Annotated in this window: 23 protein-coding genes; 20 read left to right on the forward strand and 3 right to left on the reverse strand. The window is 44.4% G+C overall.

Annotation, left to right across the window (positions count from 1 at the left end; translation table 11 throughout):
- From ACULM0_RS11270 to galE, 9 genes are all read left to right on the forward strand, one after another.
- Complete coding sequence (locus ACULM0_RS11270) at nucleotides 1-990, forward strand: PseG/SpsG family protein (protein ID WP_463677629.1); 990 nt, start codon at nucleotides 1-3, stop codon at nucleotides 988-990.
- 34 nt (nucleotides 991-1024) lie between these two features.
- A complete protein-coding gene (locus tag ACULM0_RS11275; RefSeq protein ID WP_463677630.1) occupies nucleotides 1025-1669 on the forward strand; it encodes a formyltransferase family protein in 645 nt (214 codons plus the stop codon).
- Nucleotides 1666-2709, forward strand: a complete 1044-nt coding sequence (gene pseI, locus ACULM0_RS11280; protein ID WP_463677631.1) for a pseudaminic acid synthase — start codon at nucleotides 1666-1668, stop codon at nucleotides 2707-2709. Before ACULM0_RS11275 ends, pseI begins: the two co-directional genes overlap by 4 nt.
- A 1-nt stretch (nucleotide 2710) precedes the next feature.
- Nucleotides 2711-3400 carry a formyl transferase gene (locus ACULM0_RS11285; protein ID WP_463677632.1) on the forward strand — a complete coding sequence of 230 codons (690 nt, stop codon included), beginning with the start codon at nucleotides 2711-2713 and terminating at the stop codon, nucleotides 3398-3400.
- Entirely contained in the window at nucleotides 3393-4079 is a 687-nt protein-coding gene (locus ACULM0_RS11290) for a PIG-L deacetylase family protein (RefSeq protein ID WP_463677633.1), read from the forward strand. The genes ACULM0_RS11285 and ACULM0_RS11290 overlap by 8 nt, the downstream gene beginning before the upstream one ends.
- Before the next feature lie 70 nt (nucleotides 4080-4149).
- Entirely contained in the window at nucleotides 4150-5013 is an 864-nt protein-coding gene (gene rfbA / locus ACULM0_RS11295) for a glucose-1-phosphate thymidylyltransferase RfbA (protein WP_463677634.1), read from the forward strand.
- Nucleotides 5014-5039: 26 nt separating this feature from the next.
- A complete protein-coding gene (gene rfbB, locus ACULM0_RS11300; protein ID WP_463677635.1) occupies nucleotides 5040-6122 on the forward strand; it encodes a dTDP-glucose 4,6-dehydratase in 1083 nt (360 codons plus the stop codon).
- Between the two features lie 18 nt (nucleotides 6123-6140).
- On the forward strand, nucleotides 6141-7238 hold the full coding sequence (wecB, locus tag ACULM0_RS11305; protein WP_463677636.1) for a non-hydrolyzing UDP-N-acetylglucosamine 2-epimerase: 1098 nt from the start codon (nucleotides 6141-6143) through the stop codon (nucleotides 7236-7238).
- Nucleotides 7239-7261: 23 nt separating this feature from the next.
- Nucleotides 7262-8248 carry a UDP-glucose 4-epimerase GalE gene (gene galE, locus ACULM0_RS11310; protein WP_463677637.1) on the forward strand — a complete coding sequence of 329 codons (987 nt, stop codon included), beginning with the start codon at nucleotides 7262-7264 and terminating at the stop codon, nucleotides 8246-8248.
- A gap of 869 nt (nucleotides 8249-9117) precedes the next feature.
- On the opposite strand, the gene ACULM0_RS11315 is transcribed toward galE, so the two are convergent.
- The 3 genes from ACULM0_RS11315 to ACULM0_RS11325 all read right to left on the reverse strand — a co-directional run bounded on the left by ACULM0_RS11315 (nucleotide 9118) and on the right by ACULM0_RS11325 (nucleotide 11846).
- Entirely contained in the window at nucleotides 9118-9882 is a 765-nt protein-coding gene (locus ACULM0_RS11315) for an ATP-binding protein (protein WP_463677638.1), read from the reverse strand.
- Nucleotides 9879-11444 (reverse strand): IS21 family transposase, encoded by a 1566-nt coding sequence (gene istA, locus ACULM0_RS11320; RefSeq protein WP_463677639.1) that lies wholly within the window; start codon nucleotides 11442-11444, stop codon nucleotides 9879-9881. The genes ACULM0_RS11315 and istA overlap by 4 nt, the downstream gene beginning before the upstream one ends.
- A gap of 159 nt (nucleotides 11445-11603) precedes the next feature.
- Nucleotides 11604-11846, reverse strand: coding sequence for an AAA family ATPase (locus tag ACULM0_RS11325; RefSeq protein WP_463677640.1), 243 nt, complete (start codon nucleotides 11844-11846; stop codon nucleotides 11604-11606).
- Between the two features lie 323 nt (nucleotides 11847-12169).
- Here ACULM0_RS11325 and ACULM0_RS11330 point away from each other — a divergent pair, with 323 nt between their 5' ends.
- The 11 genes from ACULM0_RS11330 (at nucleotide 12170) to ACULM0_RS11380 (ending at nucleotide 23692) form a co-directional block, all read left to right on the forward strand.
- Nucleotides 12170-13210 carry a C4-dicarboxylate TRAP transporter substrate-binding protein gene (locus tag ACULM0_RS11330; RefSeq protein ID WP_463677641.1) on the forward strand — a complete coding sequence of 347 codons (1041 nt, stop codon included), beginning with the start codon at nucleotides 12170-12172 and terminating at the stop codon, nucleotides 13208-13210.
- A gap of 94 nt (nucleotides 13211-13304) precedes the next feature.
- A complete protein-coding gene (locus ACULM0_RS11335) occupies nucleotides 13305-13874 on the forward strand; it encodes a TRAP transporter small permease (RefSeq protein WP_463677642.1) in 570 nt (189 codons plus the stop codon).
- The gene (locus tag ACULM0_RS11340) at nucleotides 13874-15157 is read left to right on the forward strand and encodes a TRAP transporter large permease (protein WP_463677643.1); all 1284 of its coding nucleotides are present in this window, start codon (nucleotides 13874-13876) and stop codon (nucleotides 15155-15157) included. The genes ACULM0_RS11335 and ACULM0_RS11340 overlap by 1 nt, the downstream gene beginning before the upstream one ends.
- A gap of 15 nt (nucleotides 15158-15172) precedes the next feature.
- On the forward strand, nucleotides 15173-15967 hold the full coding sequence (locus ACULM0_RS11345) for an HAD-IIA family hydrolase (protein ID WP_463677644.1): 795 nt from the start codon (nucleotides 15173-15175) through the stop codon (nucleotides 15965-15967).
- Nucleotides 15968-16108: 141 nt separating this feature from the next.
- Entirely contained in the window at nucleotides 16109-17200 is a 1092-nt protein-coding gene (locus ACULM0_RS11350; protein ID WP_463677645.1) for an extracellular solute-binding protein, read from the forward strand.
- Nucleotides 17197-18942 (forward strand): cache domain-containing sensor histidine kinase, encoded by a 1746-nt coding sequence (locus ACULM0_RS11355; protein WP_463677646.1) that lies wholly within the window; start codon nucleotides 17197-17199, stop codon nucleotides 18940-18942. Before ACULM0_RS11350 ends, ACULM0_RS11355 begins: the two co-directional genes overlap by 4 nt.
- Nucleotides 18939-19742 (forward strand): response regulator transcription factor, encoded by an 804-nt coding sequence (locus ACULM0_RS11360; protein ID WP_463677647.1) that lies wholly within the window; start codon nucleotides 18939-18941, stop codon nucleotides 19740-19742. The genes ACULM0_RS11355 and ACULM0_RS11360 overlap by 4 nt, the downstream gene beginning before the upstream one ends.
- A 166-nt stretch (nucleotides 19743-19908) precedes the next feature.
- A complete protein-coding gene (locus tag ACULM0_RS11365; protein WP_463677648.1) occupies nucleotides 19909-20736 on the forward strand; it encodes an MgtC/SapB family protein in 828 nt (275 codons plus the stop codon).
- A gap of 334 nt (nucleotides 20737-21070) precedes the next feature.
- Complete coding sequence (locus ACULM0_RS11370; protein ID WP_463677649.1) at nucleotides 21071-21310, forward strand: hypothetical protein; 240 nt, start codon at nucleotides 21071-21073, stop codon at nucleotides 21308-21310.
- 213 nt (nucleotides 21311-21523) lie between these two features.
- Nucleotides 21524-22597: a Fic family protein gene (locus ACULM0_RS11375; protein WP_463677650.1), complete on the forward strand. Its 1074-nt coding sequence runs from the start codon at nucleotides 21524-21526 to the stop codon at nucleotides 22595-22597.
- Between the two features lie 168 nt (nucleotides 22598-22765).
- Entirely contained in the window at nucleotides 22766-23692 is a 927-nt protein-coding gene (locus tag ACULM0_RS11380; protein WP_463677651.1) for a hypothetical protein, read from the forward strand.
- Nucleotides 23693-23801 lie beyond the last annotated feature (109 nt).

Here is a 23801-nt window from a genome sequence, read left to right on the forward strand (position 1 = left end):
ATGAAATTCAAAATATTTACAGAAGGTGGTAGTAAGGTAGGATTAGGTCATATTACAAGATGCTGCTCTTTATATGATGAGATTGAATCTAGAGGATATGAGGTCAATATTCATATAAATGGTGATATTAGCAGCATTAAATTTTTAGAAAATTATAATACAGTTAATTGTAATTGGTTCAATAAAGAATATCTCAAAAGTCAAATTTCAATTGAAGATTACTGTATTGTTGACTCATATTTAGCAGATGAGAAATTATACAGTGTGATTGTAAATAATTCAAAGAATGCATTGTATATTGATGACATGAACAGGATTGAGTATCCTAAAGGGATTGTGGTAAATCCATCATTAAGTACGGATTCTATTCGTTATAATGAAAGCAAAGATAAAGAATATTTATTGGGTCCAGATTATATTATTCTTAGAGCGCCTTTTATAAATTCTAAGAAAGATAATATTAGAGTAAAACCTCAAAGAGTGTTAGTCATAATGGGCGGATCCGATATGAAAAACATCACACCTACAATCATCCAAGAAATATGTAATTCCAATATGAATATTTTTTTTGATATTGTTGTAGGATCAACTTTTACTAATATTCATGCTATTGAGGATGTTGCAAATAAGAATACAACTTTACAATATAATTTAGGAGCAGAAGATATAAAAAACTTAATGATTCATGCAGATTTTGCAATAACTGCTGGTGGACAGACAATATATGAGCTGTTGGCAACTAAGACTCCATTTATCCCTATAAAGATTGCTGATAATCAGATCAATAATTTGACCGGGCTAAAAAAGCATAATCCTTCCATTAGGCATGTGGATATAAATGAATCTAATTGGACTAATAGTCTATTTGAAGAGTTTACTAGAACTTGTGATTATAAATATAGATTGAGATTTAATGAAGCTTTTGATAATTTAGTGGATGGATTAGGATCAAAAAGAATTGTTGATCAGCTGTCAGGTAACTTTATATAAAGATTGAAAATAGTTTCTTTCAGAGAGGTGGATTATGAAAATCACACTAATATGTGACAATATAAATAGCTGGATTATTCCGTATATTATAAAACTAAAAGAGTTATTAGATGAATCTCAACATGAGTCAAGAATAGTTCATCGACATGAGGATATTGAAAGAGGAGATTTAGCTTTTTTCTTGGGATGTGAAAGGATTGTTCCACAAAACATTTTAACCTTACACACTCAAAATCTGGTGGTTCATGAAAGTCGATTGCCAAAAGGAAAAGGTTGGAGTCCAGTAACATGGCAAGTATTAGAAGGTAAGAATAATATTCCTATAACTCTTTTTGAAGCAGATTCAAAAGTGGATTCAGGAGATATTTATCTTCAAGATGAAATAGTGTTAGAAGGTCATGAACTTTTACCTGAAATTAAGGATTTACAAGGAGAGTATACCATTAAACTTGTAATGAAATTCGTTAAGCTTTATCCTGATATACTTGGAATGAAACAAGAAGGTGACGCAACTTATTATCCAAGAAGAAGACCTAAAGATAGTCAACTAGATATCAATAAGACAATTAAAGAGCAATTCAATTTGTTGAGAGTAGTTGATAATGAACGGTATCCAGCTTATTTTTTATTAGACGGAGTAAAATACTATATTAAAATTGAGAAAGGGGAAATAGAATGAGTTTTATAGTAAATGGTAGACAAATTGGAGAATCGGCACCAGTTTATATGATAGCAGAAATGTCTGGGAATCATGCGGGTAGCTTAGAAAATGCAATCAAGATTGTACATGCAGCAAAAAAATCAGGAGCAGATTGCATCAAAATTCAGACTTATACACCAGACACAATGACTATTGATTCAGACAAAGATTGGTTTAAAATTAGCAAGGGAACTTGGACTGGAGACACATTGTATAAATTATATCAAAAAGCATATACACCATGGGAATGGCAAGCTGGGTTGAAAGAAGAAGCTGATAAGATAGGCATTGATTTTTTATCAACTCCTTTTGACAAAACTGCAGTTGATTTTCTTGAAGATTTAGGTGTTAAGTTTTATAAAATTGCATCCTTTGAAGTTGTTGATATTCCATTAATCAAATATATTGCATCGAAACAAAAACCCATTATCATGTCGACCGGGAATGCAACTCTAGGTGAAATTGAAGATGCTGTAAAAGCTGTTAAAAGTCAAGGTAACAATCAACTGTGTTTACTAAAATGTTCAAGCGCATATCCAGCAATTCCTGAGGACATGAATTTAAGGACTATAAAGCACTTATCAGATACTTTTAATGTAGTTTCTGGTTTATCTGACCACTCTTTAGGATCTATTGCGGCTGTGACTTCTGTGGCCATGGGCGCAAAAATAATTGAGAAACATTTCACGATTAGCAGACAAATTGAAAACCCAGATTCATCATTCTCTATGGAACCTCAAGAGTTTAAACAAATGGTTGAAGATGTACGTGCTGCAGAAAGAGCTATTGGCAAAGTATCTTATGAACTATCTGAGAAAGAAAAAGAGAGTTTAATATTCCGTAGATCTATATTTGTTGTAGAGAATATAAAAGAGGGTGATTTGATTACTGAGAAAAACGTTAGAGTTATTAGACCAGGCTATGGTCTTGAGCCAAAGTACTTTGATGAAGTGTTAGGTAAAAAAGCCTTGAAAGATATTGAAAGGGGAACGCCACTTAGTTGGTCGATGATAGAGTAATATGAGAGTATTAATAGTTACAATAAAATCATGGAATATTTCCAATGCAATAGCATTTCAAAAAAACCATAAGGAACATGAAGTAGAGATTATTACACAGCGTAAAAGATTCAATTTTGAAACTGTAGAGTCTTTTAATCCTGATTTCATTTTTTTTCCTCATTGGTCATGGATTATTCCTAAACAAATTCATGAGAATTATAAGTGTATTGTTTTTCATATGACTGATCTTCCTTTTGGTCGTGGTGGTAGTCCATTACAGAATCTGATTGTGCGTGGTATCGAAAACACCAAAATTTCTGCAATAAGTGTTACTAGAGAAATTGATGCTGGAGATATTTACTTTAAAAAAGATCTTAATTTAAACGGTAATGCAGATGAGATTTTTGTAAGAGCATCAAAAATTATTTTCAATAATATGATTCCTGAAATTATCACCAATAATATGAACCCGTCTAAACAAGATGGCGAAATTGTTTTTTTTGAGAGAAGAAAACCAGAACAAAGTGAAGTATCTAGTGCTGTTGAAAACATCAATAGTTTCTATGACATGATTAGAATGCTCGATGGAGAGGGATATCCAAAAGCGTATATTAAATATGGTAAATACAAGTTAGAATTTTCTAGAGCAAAGTTTAATGGACAAGAAATTGTTGCCGATGTCACTATTGCGGAGGAACAAGATGAATAAAATACTAGTAGTAGCAGCTCACCCTGATGATGAGTTGCTTGGATTAGGTGGAACTATCCGTAAAAAAGTTAATAATGGAGATGAAGCTTACTGTATTATTTTGGGTGAGGGATTTACATCTCGCGGAAATAGAAGAGAAGAAACGAGTATTGATATTGTAAATGACTTGCATGAAGATGCAATAAAAGCTTCTAAAGTAATTGGATTTAAAGAAATCCATTTTGAATCATTACCTGATAACCGTTTCGATTCAGTTGATTTACTTGATGTGATAAAGATAGTTGAAAAATACATTGGTGAATATAAGCCTGACGTTGTATATACACATCATAATGGAGATAGAAATATTGACCATAGAATTACTTATGAAGCAGTTTTAACAGCATGTAGACCAGTAGGGGAGTACTCTGTAAAAGATATTTATACATTTGAAACACCTTCATCTACTGAATGGGGCTTTGCTAAAGGAGACAACAATTTCATACCTAATGTATTTGAAGATGTGACAAAAACACTTCAATATAAATTGGATGCTATGAAATGTTACAAGACAGAGATAAGAGACTATCCTCATCCAAGATCATCAGAAGCACTAGAAATTATTGCTGCTAGATGGGGAACAGTTGTAGGTAAAAAATATGTAGAGGCTTTTAATTTGATAAGAAGTGTAAGAAGTTAAGAAAACAATTTAAACGAATGAATTTTTTTACTTAAATCACTTTACTATTGTAATAATGGGAGGTTATTCAATGAAAGGAATTATTTTGGCAGGGGGTAGTGGTTCTAGATTATATCCAATTACAAAAGGTATTAGTAAACAATTACTACCAATCTACGACAAGCCAATGATTTACTACCCATTGTCGGTTTTAATGTTATCTAGGATTAAGGAAGTATTAATTATTTCTAATCCGGAGTATATAGATCTTTATAAGAGTTTACTTGGAGATGGAAGTAAGCTAGGTATGAAATTTCAATATAAAGTTCAAGAAAAACCAAGGGGACTATCAGATGCGTTTATAGTTGGAGAAGAATTTATTGGTGACGATAATGTATGTTTGATTTTGGGAGATAACGTATTTTATGGTCAAGGTTTCGTTCCCAAATTGGAGAAAGCATCAAATAATAAATCAGGAGCAACAATATTTGGTTATTATGTGAATAATCCAAAAGAATTTGGAGTAGTAGAAATTGATGATGATGGGAAAATATTGTCCTTAGAAGAAAAACCAGAGAATCCAAAATCAAATTATGCAATTCCAGGACTCTATTACTACGACAATTCAGTTGTACAAAGAGCTAAAGACTTAAAGCCATCTGCAAGAGGTGAATTAGAAATAACAGATTTAAACAAAGAGTATCTTGATGAAGGCAGACTTAATGTGTCATTATTAGGACGTGGTTTTGCGTGGTTAGATACAGGAACGTATGACGGATTAGCTAATGCTTCAGATTTTGTTAGAACAATTCAAAATCGAACAGGGCTTTATGTTGCATGTATAGAGGAAATTGCTTACAAGAATGATTGGATTTCTAAAGAAGAATTTAAAGCCATTGGCCATGAATATGAAAAGACAGAATACGGACAGTATATTATTTCACTTTTAAAATAATATAAAAAGGAAGAAGGTGAATTCAAGTGAAAACAATACTAATAACAGGTGGAGCAGGTTTTATTGGTAGCAATTTTGTTAAGACAATGCTTAAAAAGCATCCAGAATATAAGATTATTAATATTGATGCCCTTACATATGCAGGGAACTTAGAAAATCTAAAAGATATCGACAACAATCCTAATTATGAGTTCATCAAAGTAGATATCAGAGATAGACAAAAGATTGAAGAAATTTTTAAGAACAATGTTATCACTTCAGTCGTAAACTTCGCTGCAGAATCACACGTTGATAGAAGTATAGAAGAACCCGAAGTGTTCTTAACAACAAATATTATCGGCACTCAAGTACTCTTAGATACAGCTAAGAAATATTGGAAAGTGAATCCAAAAGATAAGTACTGTAAGGAGTATAAGCTAGGTGTAAAATTCCTTCAAGTCTCAACTGATGAAGTTTATGGTGCGCTTGGGGAGACAGGTATGTTTGTTGAGACAATGCCACTTATGCCAAACAGCCCATACTCAGCGTCCAAAGCAAGTGCCGATATGATTGTTAGAGCATACAATGAAACATTTGGTATGCCTGTGAACATCACTAGATGTAGCAATAACTATGGACCATATCAATTCCCAGAGAAATTAATACCACTTATGATCAACAATTGCCTTAAAGAGAAAGACCTACCAGTATACGGTGACGGAATGCAAGTAAGAGACTGGCTTCACGTTTCTGATCATTGCTCTGCAATTGACACTGTTCTTCATAAAGGTAAAAATGGGGAAGTTTATAATATTGGAGGGAACAATGAGAAAGCGAATATTCAGATTGTAAGACTGATTATTGGTACACTTGGTAAGTCAGAGGACTTAATTAAATATGTAAAAGATAGGCCGGGGCATGATAGAAGGTATGCTATCGACAATACTAAGATCACAACAGAACTTGGATGGGAACCAGCATATACTTTTGAACAGGGAATACAGGAGACGATTCAATGGTATTTAGATAATACTAAATGGATTGAGAATGTAATTTCAGGAGATTATGTCAATTATTATGATCAGATGTATTCAGGGATAGATGATGTAGTAGCCTCAAATGAGAAATAAGGTAAGGACTTGATAATAATGAAAAAAGTAATGGTGGTCTTTGGCACCAGACCCGAAGCGATAAAGATGTGCCCTTTAGTAGAAGAACTAAAGTTAAGAGAAAAACTAAATACGGTTGTTTGTGCCACCGGTCAGCATAGGGAAATGCTAGACCAAGTCTTAATTGCATTTGATGTGGTGCCAGATTATGATCTTTCTATTATGAAAGCTAAGCAGACTCTATTTGATGTTACCATAAATATTCTAGAAAAAATGAAAGCTGTTCTTGAAGAAGTTAAGCCTGATGTGGTTTTAGTCCATGGAGACACTTCTACTACATTTGTAACAGCATTGGCTTGTTTTTATCTTCAGATTCCGGTAGGACATGTAGAAGCAGGCTTGAGAACTTATAATATCTATTCTCCATATCCAGAAGAGTTTAATAGACAAGCTGTTGGTATTGTTTCAAATTACAACTTTGCTCCGACTGAGATGTCAAAAGAAAATCTTTTAAAAGAAGGTAAAAATCCTGAAACTATTCACGTGACGGGGAATACTGCAATCGATGCACTTAAGACGACAGTACGTGATGATTACAGCCATGAACATTTAGTGTGGGCATCAGATAGTAGACTTATTATGATTACTGCTCATAGGAGAGAGAATCTTGGTGAACCAATGAGGAATATGTTTAGGGCTATTAAAAGGATTATTGATGAAACTTCTGATATAAAAGCAATCTACCCAATTCATATGAATCCTGTTGTAAGAGAAGCGGCTCAAGAAATATTTGGTGATACAGATAGAATAAAAATAATTGAACCACTTGAAGTATTAGATTTTCATAACTTCTTATCTAGATCTTATCTTATATTAACTGACAGTGGTGGAATTCAGGAAGAAGCACCAAGCTTAGGTAAACCTGTTCTTGTCATGAGAGATACTACTGAGAGGCCAGAAGGTATTGCTGCTGGAACACTTAAATTGGTTGGAACAGAAGAAGAGGTTATATACAAGACATTCAAACAACTTTTAGAAAATCAAGATGAATATGACAAAATGAGTAAAGCGAGTAATCCTTATGGAGATGGTTTTGCTAGCAAGAGGATAGCTGATATCTTGGAATCATCACTATAAATTTAGGGAGGTGACCAACCAATATGCCAATACTAATAACTGGTGGAGCTGGCTACATAGGCAGCCATACGGTGAAATATTTTCAAAAACAGAATGAAGAAATCATCGTTGTAGACAATATGCAAAGTGGCCATGAGCCTTCTATTGAAGTGGATCATCTGTATAAAATCGATATTAGAGATAAAGGTGAACTGGACAAGGTTTTCAAGAACCATAATATAGAAGCAGTGATTCACTTTGCAGCCAACTCCTTAGTTGGAGAGAGCATGGAAAAGCCATATGAATATTATCATAACAATGTCTTTGGGATGCTATGTCTTCTTGATGTGATGAAAGAGAATAATGTTAATAAGATTGTATTCTCATCAACTGCAGCTACATACGGAGAGCCAAAGAGCATTCCAATCATGGAGTCTGATGAGACTAGCCCTACTAATACTTATGGTGAGACGAAACTTGCCATGGAAAAGATGATGAAATGGTTTGATCAGGCTTATGGTACAAGGTATGTGTCTCTTAGATATTTTAATGCTGCTGGAGCTTATGAGACAGGAGAAATAGGGGAAGATCATCATCCAGAAACACACCTTATTCCACTTACTCTTCAGGTACCACTTGGAAAACGTGATAAGATTTATATGTTTGGTGATGACTATCCGACTGAAGATGGAACGTGTGTAAGAGATTATATTCATGTTATGGACCTTTCTTCAGCTCATTATAAAGCACTTGAGTACTTAAGAGAAGGAAATAATAGTGATATCTTTAATCTAGGAAATGGAAATGGCTACTCAGTGAAACAAGTAATCGAGACTGCAAGAAAAGTAACTGGCCATCCAATTCCAGCTGAAGTCAAAGAAAGACGTGCAGGAGATCCGGCAACATTAATTGCTTCATCTGAAAAAGCAAAGAGCGTATTAGGCTGGAAACCAGAGTTTGATTCACTTGAGAAGATTATTGAAGATGCTTGGAGATGGCATTCAAATAATCCTAATGGATATGAGAAGTAGATAATTCTCTACCCGAGTCCCAACTATCCCCAACTCCCCAAGGAACTTTTCATCTACATAAGTAAATTTTGGGAATCTTTTATGAGGCTTAGAATCAAGTCACCTCTTCACCTGAGTAGTTGCTTAACATGTGATGAGATGTAATTAGGGAGACTACTTAGAACGTGAATTTTAGAGATAAGTTGATGGGTTTATAATTCGGAGAAGAAGCCTGATTACCTAGTTGCACCTTTGGCTGAGGCTGTAGCTGGGAGAGAAATTTAGAGGACATCAAGAGAACGAGCATCATTGTAGAAGTAGTTCTGGTGCTCGTTTTTAAGAAATATAAAAGTCAGAAAATTACATAAATAAAGGTAGTGATGCAATGGATTTAATAAAGCAGTACATTATAGCCCTAACAAATTTATATGGACAGGTTCCTGTTGAGGTAGTTGTAGATATTTATAATAGCCAGAATGAGGAGCAGATTGGCATCGATGATGTCCTAGTGTACTTGAATATTTCGCGCTATGAGCATCACCGGTACGGTTGATCAGCAACATCTGTACGGTGTTTGAGCATCAGCAATACGGTGTTTGAGCATCACCCGCTTAATTATGGGATCTTAGTAAAAGCATGGATAGAAGAGGGCAACCTATCGATAGTTCTTATATGCTACTTGAACACAATGTATGAGCTATGATCATCTAGCTATGTTGGTCTTTCTTGGATCAAACTGATCCTTGCCGAACCGATCATTTCCCATAGGTGACAGGACTGCCCTCATCTTTTATAACGCCATTACCGATAAGCCTACCACCAAACTTCAATGTAGTCTTGTGGAGTTATCGATTGACAAAGCTCTGAGCTAATATCCAGCATTCATTCCATTACGTGAGCATCTCCTTGGACATCATTAACTCTCTCATGTTTAAGGTGCCTGCAAATACCCAATTTGCATTATGGACAATCCGATCCATGATGGCATCAGCATGAATACCACCACCAAGTGATTCATGCCACTCTCCTTTTTTTCTTTGAGTACAGAATATCGTTGAGGCTACATTGTGTCTGAGCTCTATTAGCTCAAAGATAAAGCTATGATCCTGAGCTGAGAGATCATCAAATAACCACTCATCAATAATCAGCAATTCATAACGAGCCATTTTCTTGATCAGTTTTGGTATGCCCAAAGCTTCTAGAGATGCTTCATCCCTTAATATCATTAGGTCTGACATTCTGATATATCTCGTTCTTATACCGAGAGAGCAAGCTTGATTACCAAGTGCGCAAGCTAGATAGGTTTTGCCAGAACCCGTAAATCCATGAAAAACCACATTAGCATTTCTATAGAGGAATTTACAACTGGATAGAGATAGAATTTGATTTTTGTCCAGTCCCCGATTGTTTCCATAGTAGATACTATGTGTAGAAGCATTGGAAATACGGAACTTCGCTCCTTTTTTCAGACGTTTAACTTTATCATTGTGCTTCTTCTCATAAACAACATCAACGAGCAGCCCCATTCGTTCTTCGAAGGATAGCGAAGTAAAATCAGTATTATGCTCCTGAAACTCAAGGGCTTCAACCATCTCATAGAGATTCAGTTCACGTAGTTTGCGGCGTGTTTCTTCTGATACCAATGATCTGATCATTTTTGATCACCACCATAGTACTGAGCTCCACGCACATAACCCGTCGTACCTTCACTTTTAGAAGGAGGATTCTCCTTTGTGGCCATGTAGATGTGATCCTGATTAGATGCGAGTATTGACTTCAAATGTGAATAACGTGGCACTCGAATTTTTTCAAGTGCTAGCGAACAGGCTGCTTCTAACCTTTCACAGGAATATTTTTTACTCAGACGAAGCACGGATAACGAGGGATTGAAAGCCTGACTTTTGGTTTTCATGCTGTTGAAAATTCGATTGATAACTTCTGTTGTAGCGGGACCAATGGATGAAGCCCAGCTTAGAATACTCTCCTCATCCGGATAATTTTGGGTAAAGTAGTCTGGAAGATGCTCCGGACACGTAATCCATTGATGTTTCATATAGTCTGGGGTTCTGGGATAACTCCAGAGTCTCTCGTTCTTTAGGTATATTTCAACAGTCGCCTGATTTGCCTTGATATCTACCTTGGAACCGACATATTTATAAGGGACAGAGTATCGATTTGTCTTGAACGCTACATGACAGTCTGAGTTGACAAGGTGTCCGTATGACCATTCCGAAATCTCATATGGAAACTTGGGCAAGGGCCTTAGTTGTTCTTGTTCCATCTGATAGAAAATGCTGTCTCGGCTACCCTCACGCTTTTGAAAGGGCTTTTGATTATAGTCTTTGAGGTGGTCGTTAACTGCTGCTCTTATCTCATGTAGAGAGTTAAATGAATCATTCCGATGTTTGCCGATAAAGCTCTTAACGCTTTTATCAACGGCACCTTCAACAGAAGCCTTGTGTTTTGGCTTTTTGATGCCTGCTGGCATTATCGCAGTATAATAGTGATTCCCGAATTCTTCATATTGCTCGTTGAGTACTATGTCTCCTTCTTTAGGATTGGTGATCACGCCGGTTTTTAGGTTGTCACAAACGATCCTGACCGTTGAGCCACCAAAATATTCGAACATGTTGACGTTGCAGGTAATCCATGTATCCTGTTTCATATCCAAACATGGTTCAACATAGGTGTATTGACTATAGGGTAGGACTGCAACAAAAAAGAATACTTTGGCTACATCCAGTGTAGTCGGGTCTATTAGTTCTATTGAGGGACCTGCCCAGTCAACTTCACAAGTAACACCAGGTTTATGAACGATATGATTCGTCAGACTATTTGCTTTCACATATGCATTATAGCCTTCACAGAACCTGGTGTACCCCATCGCCATTGCTTCGGAATTTCGGCAGTAGTCACGGTATTCTTGCCATAAGGACTTTAAAGTGACACCAACCTTTTTTAGCTCTCCGTGCACATAAGAATAATCTGGGTTCTCATACAATGATTCGTGCACATGCCTATTAGGATAGAACAATCGATAAACTTCGTCATCCGTTCGATCTCTGACCTCTTCAAATGTCAGATCCATCTCTGCAGCTCGTTTGAAAACCTCACTAACAGAGTGCTGCGACACCTTACGACTTTTGCTAATTGCTCTCTGCGACATGTTGGCATCTCGAAGCTCCATAATGAGCTTCACCGGAATCTTTCTGGCCATGATGGCCTCCCTTCATGAACGTGAGATAATCCTCTCGATTCATTCTACATCCGGTGATGCTCAAACGCGTATTGATGATGCTGATGGGCGTACTGTTCCTATTCTATATAGTGATGCTGAAGCGCGTACTGATGATGCTGAAGCGCGTACCGGTGATGCTCAAACTGCGAAATAATCAATATACGCGTGAAGTTCTCTATATGTGGTAATTTCATCGAAGGCGAAAGACTCAAAGTTCATGCGAATGATATGATCTTTTGCCACGCCGTTCTCCTGTAGATGGTTTTCGAACAAGGATAGCAAGCTTGACTTCCCACAACGGCGGATTCCGGTGATCACTTTGATCAGCGGTTTCTCCTGATACTGGATTAGTTTCGAAAGGTACTCATCGCGCTTTTTCATCACATCACCTCTTTGAGCTAGTATATCGGAAACAGATGCGAGGTTCAATATTTTGCGGTTATAAACGAAAAAATATCAAATTGAGCATCTTTTTAGATTGAAAATCGAAATAGTGATTCGAATCATATTGGTTTGAACATGGGTGCTTTTCTACCGTACACTTCGTTTTTTTGCTGATATTTTTCTCAGTTCATAATATTCAACCAAAAAGCAGAATCGCAAGTTGTTGATCCTCCCCATTAAAATTATAGTAAGGATAACAGCAACGTGAAAACGGTTGCCTGGCGAAATTCAACGTACATATTCAACCGGGGAGGAAAACAATGAAGAGAATCGTATCAGTCCTGTTGCTCTTGGTCATGACCCTGTCACTGGCTGCCTGCGGCACAAGTGAAAGCACATCAGAAGGTGACGCACCTGCAGCTGACGCTGCGGTAGAGCCCAAGGTCATCACCATCAGTACGAAATTCGTAGAAGACGAGCAAACAGCGATCTCACTTGCAAAAGTGGTCGAGGCTGTTAATGAAAGAAGCGGCGGCTCCTTAGAACTCCAGCTGTTCCCAAGCGGCGTTCTGCCCATCGGTAAAGACGGCATGGAGCAGATCGTACAGGGTTCCGACTGGATCCTGGTCGACGGCGTCAACTTCCTCGGCGACTATGTGCCGGACTACAACGCCATCACCGGTCCTTTCCTTTACAAGAACTTTGACGAGTACCTGGCCATGACGCAGACGGACCTCGTAAAAGGCCTTAACGCACAGATCGAAGAGGAATACGGCATCAAGGTCCTTTCCCTCGACTGGGTCTTCGGCTTCAGAAGCATGATGACCAACAAGCCCATCACCACACCTGACGACATGACAGGCCTCAACATCCGCGTGCCCACGAGCCAGATGTACACCTACACAATCGAAGCCATGGGCGGTAACCCCGTTGCCATGCCTTACCCTGATACCTACGCTGCCATCCAGCAGGGCGTCATCGACGGTGTTGAAGGTTCCATCATGACCTACTACGGTACGCAGCAGTACGAAAACGTGAAAGAATACTCGCTGACAAACCACCTCTTGGGTGTCTCGGCTGTCACTATCTCCACAGAGCTGTGGGATAAGCTGACGGAAGAAGAGCAAACCATCATCGCAGAAGAATTCAACATCGGTATGGAAGACAACCTGGCAGAAACCATCAAAGCAGAAGAAGAATATGTTGATCTGCTCAAGGCTGAGGGTGTTACCTTCCACGAAGTAGACAACAAAGCCTTCCAGCAGGCCGCAGCACCTGTCTACGAGAAATTCCCACAGTGGACGCCGGGCATCTACGATCAGATCATGGCAGAGCTAGAGGAAATCCAAAAGACACAGTAGTACGTAGGTAAACTTGTATCTTAACAACTGACGTTCCTTCCGACTCTTTCGGGAGGAACGTTCTTGTCGGTAGATAAAGAAAGTGGGAGGGCAGATGAATAAACACCTCAGACACATCGGTGTCCATTTTGAACTGTACCTGGGATCGGTCTTTTTATCCATCACCACGGTACTCGTCATCATGAACGTCTTCACAAGATACTTTTTACGCTTTACCTTTACCTGGTCGGAAGAAATCGCCGTGGGCGCCTTTATCTGGGTGATCTTCTTAGGCCTGGCCAACGCTTACAAGACAAGGGGACTCATCGGTGTCGAGGTACTGACGAATCTCGTGCCAGAAAAGTACAAGGCCGCGGTGGTCTTCGTGACCTCGCTGATCGTTTCCGCCCTAGCGATCACCATGTTTGTCTTCAGTTATAAGTACGTGATCGGCTCCACTAAGATCACCGCAGCGCTGGAGATCTCTTACAAGTATATTTACAGTGCACTCATCGTTTCCTTTGCCCTCATCTCCATCTATTCGCTCTACTTTCTTGTGCAGAGTTTCAGAAACTTTTTCTTAAAACAAGATGTATCGATCACGATTGAGGACGATCTCGAAGAACGACTGATCCAAGAGGAAATTGAGATGATGAGAGAAAGAAGAGAGGAGGCGAACAAATAATGGTTTTTCTACCGATTGCAGTACTGTTTATCCTGTTCTTTTTGAACATTCCTATCGCCTTCGCTCTCATGGGCGCATCGCTGACCTACTTTATCTTTATCAACACGTCCATGCCCATGGAAATGATCATCCAGCAGTTCGTAACGGCCGTTGAATCCTTCCCCTACCTTGCTGTACCCTTCTTTATTATGGTGGGTGCCGTCATGAACCACTCTGGGATCAGCCGCGCCCTCATGGACTTTTCTGAAATCCTCGTGGGACATACCCGTGGCGGACTCGCCCAGGTCAACGTCCTGCTCAGCGCCCTCATGGGCGGCATCTCCGGATCGGCCAATGCCGATGCGGCCATGCAGTCCAAGATCTTGGTCCCCGAGATGGAAAGAAAGGGCTTCTCAAGAGCCTTTTCCGGAGCGATCACCGCAGCATCCTCTGCGATCAGCCCCGTTATTCCGCCGGGAACGAATCTGATCCTTTACGCCCTGATCGCCAACGTATCGGTGGGCAGCATGTTCCTCGCCGCTTACATGCCGGGCATCCTGATGGCCATCGCCCTGATGATCACCGTGCATATCATTGCCCTCAAGCGCAACTACCAACCCTCGCGTGAACGGGCCGCAACTCCGAAGGAAGTCTTCGTCCAGTTTCTCAAGTCCGTCTGGGCACTCTTCATCCCCTTTGCCATCATCATGGGGATGCGCTTCGGCATTTTCACCCCCACAGAAGCCGGGGGCATCGCGGTGGTCTTCGCCTCGATCGTAGGCTTTTTCGTCTACAAAGAGCTTAAACCCAAGCATGTGCCCCTGATCCTCATGGATACGGTTAAGAGCACCGGGGCCGTGCTGGCGATCATCGCCAGCGCCAAGGTCTTCGGCTACTACCTGACCCTCGAGCGGATTCCCCAGATGATCACAGAATTCCTGGTCAACATGACCGACAGCGCCTTTGTCCTGCTCATCGTGATCAACGTGCTGCTTCTTTTCATCGGCATGTTCATCGAAGGGGGCGCAGCACTGGTCATCCTAGCACCACTTCTCGTTCCAGCCGTCAAGACCTTTGGCGTGGACCCCATTCACTTTGGCATCATCTTTATCGTCAACATCATGATCGGTGGTCTGACCCCACCCTTTGGGTCGATGATGTTCACGGTGTCCTCGATTATCAATATCAAGCTCGAGGACTTCATCAAGGAAGTCTGGCCCTTTATCATCGCACTGCTGGTGGTACTCTTGGTGGTCACCTATTCCGAGAGCGTTGCCCTGTTTACGCTGAATCTATTCCAGTAGTCAGGAGACCCTCCTATGAAAAATGTGCTCAAAGACAAAGAAATGTTCCTGCTCGATATGGACGGCACCCTTTATCTTGGAGATGAGTTGATCGATGGATCGAAAGCCTTTCTCGATTTGATTCGAAAAAAGAACAAGCGGCTCGTTTTTCTGACGAACAACTCATCGAAATCTAAGCGCATGTACATCGACAAACTGCGCTGGCTCGGTGTGGACGCCACCATGGAAGAGATCTTTACCTCCGGTGAAGCCACTATGCTGTACCTGAGAAAAGAAAAGCCCTCTGCCAGGATCTTCCTCCTCGGCACACCGGCCCTCGAGCGGGAGTTTGAAGAAGCCGGTTTCGAACTGATCCGCGAGAGGGGCAAGGAAGTGGACTTTGTGGTCCTTGGTTTCGACACATCCCTCACCTACGCCAAGCTATGGGGAGCCTGCGAGTACCTGGCCGAGGGCGTGCCCTACATTGCCACCCACCCGGATTTCAACTGTCCCCTGCCCGGTGGACGCTTTATGCCCGATGCCGGGGCCATGGCCGCGCTGATCGAGGCCTCCACCGGCAGAAGACCCAAGGTCATCGGCAAGCCCAACAAGGACGTGGTCGAGAGCATCGCCGCGAAATTCGGCTGTGAAAAAGAGGCCATGGTCATGGTGGGCGACCGACTCTACACCGACGTACAGACCGGCCTGAACGCCGGGATCACCTCCGTCCTCGTCTACTCCGGGGAGACCACCGAGGAGGCCCACCGGCAGAGCCCGGTCAAGGCGGACCTGGCCTTCGGCTCTGTCAAGGACATGATTCCGCACATCTGATCGAATGGAAAAAGCCCCAAGTGCGCAGGTCGCTTGGGGCTTTTGCGCCACCCAGAACAACCCGGTCTTTTCCGCGGTCAGTAGATAGGGTATGATAGTGGGAGTGACGTGAACGGAAACGATAGAGAGGGGGAAAAGACCATGGGTAAGGAAGAAAAACACGACAAGGAAAATAGGTTTTTCACACTTTTGCGTGACCAGCGGATCCACTGGGGGCTGCTGTCGATCGGACTCGTGATCATCCTCCTGGTCTCTTACCAGCAGGGGATGCAGCTGATGACCGGCGAGGAGGAAAGCGGGGACCCCGTGCTTCGCATCCACAGTCCGCTCAACGAGCGGATCATCATCCCGATCGTCAAGGAGTTCCAGGAGACCACCGGGATCCAGGTGGAGTACCTGTCGGCCGGGACCCTGGATATCCTGGGCGTCCTCGACGAAAAGGGCGACGGTTACGTGACGGATGTGGTCTGGGGCGGCAGCGAGGAGTACCTGAGCATCTACGAAGACCAGTTCGACCGCTTCACCGGATCCATCGATCTGGTCTCAAAAGGCATCGAGGCCGACAGAGACGACTTCCTCCTCGGCTACAACCTCCTGCCCATCGTGCTCATCTACAACACCAAGCTCGTCTCAGAAGACCAGGTGCCCCGCTCCTTTACCGAGGTCCTCGACCCCCGGTGGCGTGGCAAGCTGGCCTTCGCCGACCCCAAGGCATCGGGCTCGGCCTTTATCGCCCTGTCCTTTCTCCTGGAGATGGAAGGAGATGGCACGCGGGACTGGAATCGCGTGGCGCGTCTTCTCGACAACCTAGACGGCAAGCTCCTGGCCAAGTCGGCAGAAGTCTACGAAGGCGTGGCAGCCGGTGACTTCGCCCTCGGGATCTCCATGGAAGAAGCGGCAATTTCCATGATGCACCGCGGAGAAGACGTGAACTTCATCTACTTCGCCGAGGGAACACCGGTGATTACCGACTCCATCGCCATCATGAAAGACGCCAGACACAGGAAAGAAGCCCTGGCTTTCGTCGATTTTGTACTCAGCCGCAAGGTCCAGACCTACATGGTGGAACGTTTTTACCTCCGCTCCATCCGCCATGACGTGGACGTGCCCCTCGGGCTCGTGCCCATGGACGAGATCAACATCTTCTCGGCCTCGGATCTGAACACCTATGATGAGAAAGAAGTGATCTTGAACCGCTGGATTCAGCTCGAAAGAGAGGCTGGGATCCAATGAAGCGCAGGATACCGCTCTTTTACAAGCTCTTTCTCGTCTTTATCATCTGCAGCACGATCCCCCTCCTGATCATCGGGGGATCCATGTACGGGCTCTCCGTGGACTTTCTCGACAGTACCCTCAGGGAGCAGACGGAAGCCAGCGTGGTACTGGCCAACGACCGGATCAACGACAGGATCCGGCGCTACGAGGCCATCATGCTGACCTTTTCAAACCACCCGGCCATCCGTGCCGGCCTGACCCCTGAGGGGAGGACGGAGACCCACAGCGCAGAGATCTACCAGATACTGTACGATGGCCTGATCGAGCAAAAGATCAAGCCCCTGGTCCATGTGGTCGACCTGGAGGGCAGGACCGTCTACTCCACGTCGGAACTACCGGAAATCCACCGCTTGGGTCTCGTCAGCCGTTGGGGTCTCTTTCGCAGGACCATCGAGACCGAGTCGCTGGTGAAGCTCTATCCCCAGCGGATCGATCATTTTTCCGGGGAGTCCAGCGTGATCAGTCTATCCACACCGGTGTTCGGTCGGGAGAAAGACCAGATCGGCTACGTGATCTTGGACATCCCCCGGGCCGTGGTCATGGAGGAAATGGAGACCATCCAGTCCGGCCTGTCCCTCCATATCACGATGGTCGACCGCTACGGCTACACGGTCCTCGACTCCCTCTACCCCGAGATGGAGGGCAAGTTCCAGCGGGCCCAGTATCTCGATGAACAGAAAATCAACGACCACCACCGCATCGCCGATGAGATCGACCAGAACAGCTTTCTCACGATCGTCCACCCCAACGCCTTTCTCGGCAGTACCATGTACGTGAACGTCTCTTCTGGGATTTTCGAAGCCTTCGATAGGATCTTGAAATTGGTGCTGCTCATCGGTGGCTTGGTGAGCCTCGTGATCGCCTCGATCCTGGCGCTGGTGCTGGCCCGCTTCATCGCCCGGCCGATCCACGATCTCATCGGCATCATGGGACAGGTGGAAGAGGGCGACCTGACCGTCCGGGCAGACAGTGGAAGCAACGACGAGGTCGGCGATCTGGCCAAGTACTTCAACCAGATGCTGGACCGCATCAAGGGCTACATGGAAAAGACCATCGAGAACCAGCGGCAGCTCCGCGTGGCCGAGATCAAAATGCTCCAGGCCCAGATCAAACCCCACTTTATCTACAACACCCTGGATGTAATCAAGTGGAGCGCCAAGCTCGGCCACAAGGAAGAGGCCGTGAGTGTGGTGACGAACTTGGCCAAACTCCTGAGGCTCAGCATCGACACGGTGGATGAGTTCGTGACGGTCAAGGACAGCATGACCCTGATCACTAGCTACCTGTCGATCCAGAAGATCAAGTACAACAATGCCTTTGAACTGATCGAGGAGATCGAGGAGGGGATCCTCCACGACCGGATCCCACGCCTGATCCTACAGCCCTTCGTGGAAAACGCCATCGTGCACGGTCTCGGCAAGGTCGACCACGCCGACGGTCTGGTCCGCGTGAGCGGCAAGCAGGTGGGAGATGATCTGCGCTTTGAGATCGCGGACAACGGCATCGGCATGACCGAACAGCAGATGAATCTACTGGGAAAAGACCAGCCGGACCACCATATCGGCATCTACAACGTCTCCCAGCGGATCGAGCAGTATTATGGAAAAGAGTACGGCGTCAAGATCGAGAGTATCATCGGCGAGGGCACAAGGGTGATCATCACCCTCCCCCGCCGTGAGGAAGGAATCGTGGTTGTGTGATCAAAGTGGTTGTCGTGGAAGATGAATCTTTTATCCGCAGGGGTATGGTGCTGGCCACCCCCTGGGAGGACTTCGGCTGCGAGGTCATTGGGGAGGCCAAGGATGGGGAAGAGGGCTACGAGCTGATCATGAAGCTGCAGCCGGATCTGGTCATCACCGATGTCCATATGCCGGTGGTCGATGGCATCGAGATGATCAAGAAACTCGAGGGCGAGGTCGAGGTGGAGTGGATCATCATCTCTGGCTACGATGATTTCGCCTACGCCCAACAGGCGATCAAGCTGGGTGTGAAGGATTATCTCCTCAAACCCATAGAAGACGAGGAGTTCTACTCCACCCTCAGGAACGTGATCCAGCTGATAGTAGAGAAGCAAAAGGCCGAGACCCTAGAGGAAAAACAGCGCATGCTGGAAGAAGGAAAAGCCGAGCTGGTCCTGGAGACGACCTTCGACCAGACAGTCGACGGTCGCCGGCGCTACGTGACCCAGGCCATCGCCTGCATCGAAGACCGCTTCCGGGAGTCCATCAGCATCAGTGAAGTGGCCGACGAGCTAGAGATCAGCGAGAGTTACTTGAGCCGCCTTTTTAAAACCTACACCGGTTATACCTTCGTGGAGTACCTGACGGACCACCGGATCAAAAAGGCCATCGAGCTGATGAAAGACCGGCGCCTGAAGATCTATGAAGTGGCCGAACAGGTGGGCTACCAGGATGCCAAGTACTTTAGCATTCTCTTTAAGAAAAAGATGGGGGTGACCCCCATGACCTTCAAGAACCATATCGGAGAAAAGAGTGTATGACCCTCCATTAGAGGATCACACACTCTTTTTCTAGCGTTTTTGTTCATTTTTATATACAAAAGTGCAGGATGCTCTGTTTAAATAGAACCTAGAAAAGGATAAAGTGGTAGGAAAGGATAACGATTTCCCAATGTTTCTTGATCCTGATCAGCCTCGGAGGTGACGTATGTTCGATAATGATGTGAAGAAAGTCCATAGGGACCCGCTGTTAATAGGACTTTTCGCCGGGATGATGGTGACCTTTGGGATCATCAACGCCATCCCAGAGCTCGTGGTGGTCAAGGACCTCTTTACCGTCGACCAGGCCGTCCATATCTTCCGTTTGGTCTTCTCAGCCTTCGCCGGTGGACTGATCGGTTACGAAAGGGAGTATCGGAATCGACCTGCGGGGCTCAGGACCCACGCCCTGGTCTGCATCGGGGCGACCATCGTGATGCTCATCCCCCTGGAGATGCATGTGCAGGAGGGGAGCTTCCTGACCTTCGATGCCACGCGCCTGGGCGCCCAGGTAATCAGCGGGATCGGTTTTCTCGGGGCCGGGACCATCATCCGAAACGGCGGTAGCGTCAAGGGACTGACCACTGCGGCCAGCCTGTGGGTGGCCGGCATCATTGGTCTGGCCATCGGTGCCGGTAACTATCTCACCAGCGTGGTGGGTCTCTTTACCGTGATCTTTATCCTGAAAGACTTCGGAAACTTCGAGCACCGCCAGGGGCTCAAGTACAAGGACCGGATCTTGAACATCGAGACGAAAGACGTACCCAAGCAGATCGGACGGATCAACGATTTGATCGAATCCGAGGACTGTCAACTGATCAAGATGGAGATCCTGGAGAAGACGAAAGATATGGCCGAGAGCGGTAAGAACGTGATCCGCCTGCGACTGTACGTCAGAGGCCCTCTCTTTCTCAAGGAAAAGGACCTGGTCGATCGCCTGGTCAGCCACCAGGATATTCTGGATGTGGAGGTTGAAGAGGCGCGGGGCATCATCTGATAGAGCATACAAGCACATCATTTACCGTGGAGGCGGGGGTGATGTGCTTTTCTGTATATTGATAATTTCGCAGGTGGAGCACCATCAAGCCACCTAGTGGGTTGTTTTCACTGCAAACAAACGGAACGAAAACGAAATCCGCTCCGAATGTTGGGTTGATTAGCTTGGTATTTCTACCGCCATGTTCAGAGATGAAGATTAATGGACAAGTTAGTGAGCATGATGGTGAACATGTAAGTGGACAAGCAAAAAAGATATTAGAAAAGATTAACTGACTCAGTTGAAATGTCGACTTGTTCGGGGCTAAAACCAACATTTTGCTTGACGTTTTCCTATGTATTGGGTTTCCGTTTTATCCGTCGCGATTCGAAGCGAGTCACAGAACTGCCGGCTAATTAAGATGGAGATCCTGGAGACGAGGGAAGATACGAGCGAAAGCGGGAAGAACGTGATCCGCCTGCGACTGTACGTCAGAGGCCCTCTCTTTCTCAAGGAAAAGGACCTGGTCGATCGCCTGGTCAGCCACCAGGATATTCTGAATGTGGAGGTTGAAGAGGCGCGGGGCATCATCTGATAGAGCATACAAGCACATCACTTACCGTGGAGGCGGGGGTGATGTGCTTTCGTTATGCTTCAAGTGCTTGCGCAAGTGTTACCGACCTTTTTCAGATATGTGTAATATTAAACAGTTATTACTCACATTGAATTGACGTGAGTAGGGATTACGCATATACTTAGAATGTGAGTAAAATACACTTTTATTTACACATATTAAGGAGGTGATCAGATGGCCATTCCGCTTCAAACGTTACCTGTAACCGTTGGGAATGAAAAACTGAATCTAGAGACAACAAAAATTATGCGGGAACTGTCAAAAGCGCACAGGAGCCTTGCGGAGCTTAAAGGGTATGCTGAGATCGTGCCGAATAAAAACATACTCATTCATGCGATCACTTTGAATGAGGCAAAAGACAGTTCAGAGATTGAAAATATCGTCACCACTCATGATGAGTTGTTCCGGGCCTTATCAAACGAGCGTTATATGAAGGGTGCGCCAAAAGAAGTGCTTCGGTACAGGGAAGCATTATGGCATGGCATCAGCTTGGTAGAGGAGCACGGCATCTTGACGATCAATATGATTATCGAGATCCAGGCAATCATCGAAGGAAATCGTGCTGACATCCGAAAGCAACCTGGAACGGTGCTGACGAATGAGCAGACGAGTGAAGTGGCCTATCGACCCCCTGAAACGGAAGAAGAGATTCGTAATCGGTTGAGCGATTTAGAGCGCTACATCAACAGCGAGGGAGAGGTTGACGATCTGATCCGCTTAGCGGTCATACACTATCAGTTTGAGAGTATCCATCCCTTCTATGATGGCAATGGGAGGACGGGTAGAATTGTCAACATTCTTTACCTGGTGCTAAAGGGACTCTTAGATTCCCCTATTCTGTATTTGAGCAAGTACATTATGAATCGCAAACAAGAGTACTACGAACGCTTGAGAAATATACAGAGTAAGAATGACTGGGAAGCGTGGATTGTTTACATGCTTTGTGGAGTTAAGGAGATGGCCGCGGAGTCACTCGCAATATTGAAAGCAATCAACCGTTTGATCGATGAAACAAGTGACATCATTAAAGAGAGAAATCAGCGACTTTACTCTCGTGAGCTCATTGAGACGATTTTTTTGGAATTTTACACAAGAATAGGCGATGTTCAAGAGCGTCTGGGGGTCAGCAGGAAAACAGCCTCGGCCTATCTGAACGAGTTAGTCGAAATCGACATCCTCGAGGTCGAAATCCGGGGGAGGGAAAAGATCTTTATCAATAGGCGCCTGCTGGACATCGTTAAGGCTTAAGCGAGAATGCACTGTTCGGATCAAACGCTAGCTTATAGAAACACCAACGTGTGCAAGAACTACGATAGACTGCTTCATATGGGGAAATCGAAGAATAGACGGTCGGCGTTCAGAATCATCAGTTGGACTCAGATACAATAGCCTATCCAAGAAAAGGGGACGACAAAAATGGATTATCAAACATATGATGCGCTCGATCGAGCAGTCATGGCGCATATGGAAAAGGATGAGAAAGAAGAAGCCATCGCCTTGCTGGAAAAAGGCCTCGAGCGATTTCCAGAAGAAGTGTTTCTCATCACCAACGACCTGGCCTATATCTACTCCCTGATGGGGGAGGCCTACAAAGAAAAAATCCTGGAGGTGCTCGCGTATGGGAATCAGAAGGGGTGCTTTTACTACCTCCGGGAAGAGGACGAGCGGTGGTCTGCCCTCCGCTCCACGGAAAGTTTCCAGAGGCTGGTTCAGAAGAACAAGTGGCTTAGAATAGCGAAACAAGAACAGACGGAGATGACCTATGACGTGGTCCTGCCCCAAGCCTTTGATGCCAAGAAGACCTACCCCCTCCACATGGCCCTGCACGGATGGGGGGAGAGCGGTGCTTTTTTCCAGCGCTTCTGGACTTCGGAGAAACTGAAAAGTGACTACATCACCCTGTTCGTCCAGTCCAGCCAAGTGGTGACATCCGAAGGCTACAGCTGGGATGACACCGAAAGGGCCGAAAAGGAGATCCTAGCGGCCTATCGAGAGGTGGTCGACCAATATCCGGTGGATCCCGATCGTGTGGTTCTCGGCGGCTTCTCCCAGGGGGGCACCATGAGTTTGGATCTTATGTGCAGAGGGATCCTCCCCTGCGAGACCTATGTCGTCCTCTGCCCAGATCGACCGAAGAGCTGTACCATAGAGGCGATGAAAGGGCTGAGAGGGATCGAGGGGACAATACTGACGGGGGAACACGATCCTTGCCTGGAGGACCAGAAGCAGTTGGTCGCCGATCTAAAAGCACAGGGCGTCCAGGTCCACTTCAGCGTCGTCGAAGACCTGGGACATTGGTTTCCCGAGAACTTGCCCGAACTGATCGACAGGGCTCTTGAGTAGTTTTGCTGTATGAACCGGGCACGCCCTTTATCGCAGGGAAAATTTCATGCGAAAAGTGGCCTGCCTTTTCCTTTTAAGCGATCTCCTTAATGGAACCTTCATAATCGCC

This window comes from Halotolerantifilum yawarlongkerapense, assembly GCF_054506745.1.

Bases quoted from the DNA above. Each gene is read 5' to 3' on its own strand.
- ACULM0_RS11270 (WP_463677629.1), top strand. From the start codon at position 1: ATGAAATTCAAAATATTTACAGAAGGTGGTAGTAAGGTAGGATTAGGT.
- ACULM0_RS11275 (WP_463677630.1), top strand. From the start codon at position 1,025: ATGAAAATCACACTAATATGTGACAATATAAATAGCTGGATTATTCCG.
- pseI (WP_463677631.1), top strand. From the start codon at position 1,666: ATGAGTTTTATAGTAAATGGTAGACAAATTGGAGAATCGGCACCAGTT.
- ACULM0_RS11285 (WP_463677632.1), top strand. From the start codon at position 2,711: ATGAGAGTATTAATAGTTACAATAAAATCATGGAATATTTCCAATGCA.
- ACULM0_RS11290 (WP_463677633.1), top strand. From the start codon at position 3,393: ATGAATAAAATACTAGTAGTAGCAGCTCACCCTGATGATGAGTTGCTT.
- rfbA (WP_463677634.1), top strand. From the start codon at position 4,150: ATGAAAGGAATTATTTTGGCAGGGGGTAGTGGTTCTAGATTATATCCA.
- wecB (WP_463677636.1), top strand. From the start codon at position 6,141: ATGAAAAAAGTAATGGTGGTCTTTGGCACCAGACCCGAAGCGATAAAG.
- galE (WP_463677637.1), top strand. From the start codon at position 7,262: ATGCCAATACTAATAACTGGTGGAGCTGGCTACATAGGCAGCCATACG.
- ACULM0_RS11315 (WP_463677638.1), bottom strand. From the start codon at position 9,882: ATGATCAGATCATTGGTATCAGAAGAAACACGCCGCAAACTACGTGAA.
- istA (WP_463677639.1), bottom strand. From the start codon at position 11,444: ATGGCCAGAAAGATTCCGGTGAAGCTCATTATGGAGCTTCGAGATGCC.
- ACULM0_RS11325 (WP_463677640.1), bottom strand. From the start codon at position 11,846: ATGAAAAAGCGCGATGAGTACCTTTCGAAACTAATCCAGTATCAGGAG.
- ACULM0_RS11330 (WP_463677641.1), top strand. From the start codon at position 12,170: ATGAAGAGAATCGTATCAGTCCTGTTGCTCTTGGTCATGACCCTGTCA.
- ACULM0_RS11335 (WP_463677642.1), top strand. From the start codon at position 13,305: ATGAATAAACACCTCAGACACATCGGTGTCCATTTTGAACTGTACCTG.
- ACULM0_RS11340 (WP_463677643.1), top strand. From the start codon at position 13,874: ATGGTTTTTCTACCGATTGCAGTACTGTTTATCCTGTTCTTTTTGAAC.
- ACULM0_RS11345 (WP_463677644.1), top strand. From the start codon at position 15,173: ATGAAAAATGTGCTCAAAGACAAAGAAATGTTCCTGCTCGATATGGAC.
- ACULM0_RS11350 (WP_463677645.1), top strand. From the start codon at position 16,109: ATGGGTAAGGAAGAAAAACACGACAAGGAAAATAGGTTTTTCACACTT.
- ACULM0_RS11355 (WP_463677646.1), top strand. From the start codon at position 17,197: ATGAAGCGCAGGATACCGCTCTTTTACAAGCTCTTTCTCGTCTTTATC.
- ACULM0_RS11365 (WP_463677648.1), top strand. From the start codon at position 19,909: ATGTTCGATAATGATGTGAAGAAAGTCCATAGGGACCCGCTGTTAATA.
- ACULM0_RS11370 (WP_463677649.1), top strand. From the start codon at position 21,071: ATGTATTGGGTTTCCGTTTTATCCGTCGCGATTCGAAGCGAGTCACAG.
- ACULM0_RS11375 (WP_463677650.1), top strand. From the start codon at position 21,524: ATGGCCATTCCGCTTCAAACGTTACCTGTAACCGTTGGGAATGAAAAA.
- ACULM0_RS11380 (WP_463677651.1), top strand. From the start codon at position 22,766: ATGGATTATCAAACATATGATGCGCTCGATCGAGCAGTCATGGCGCAT.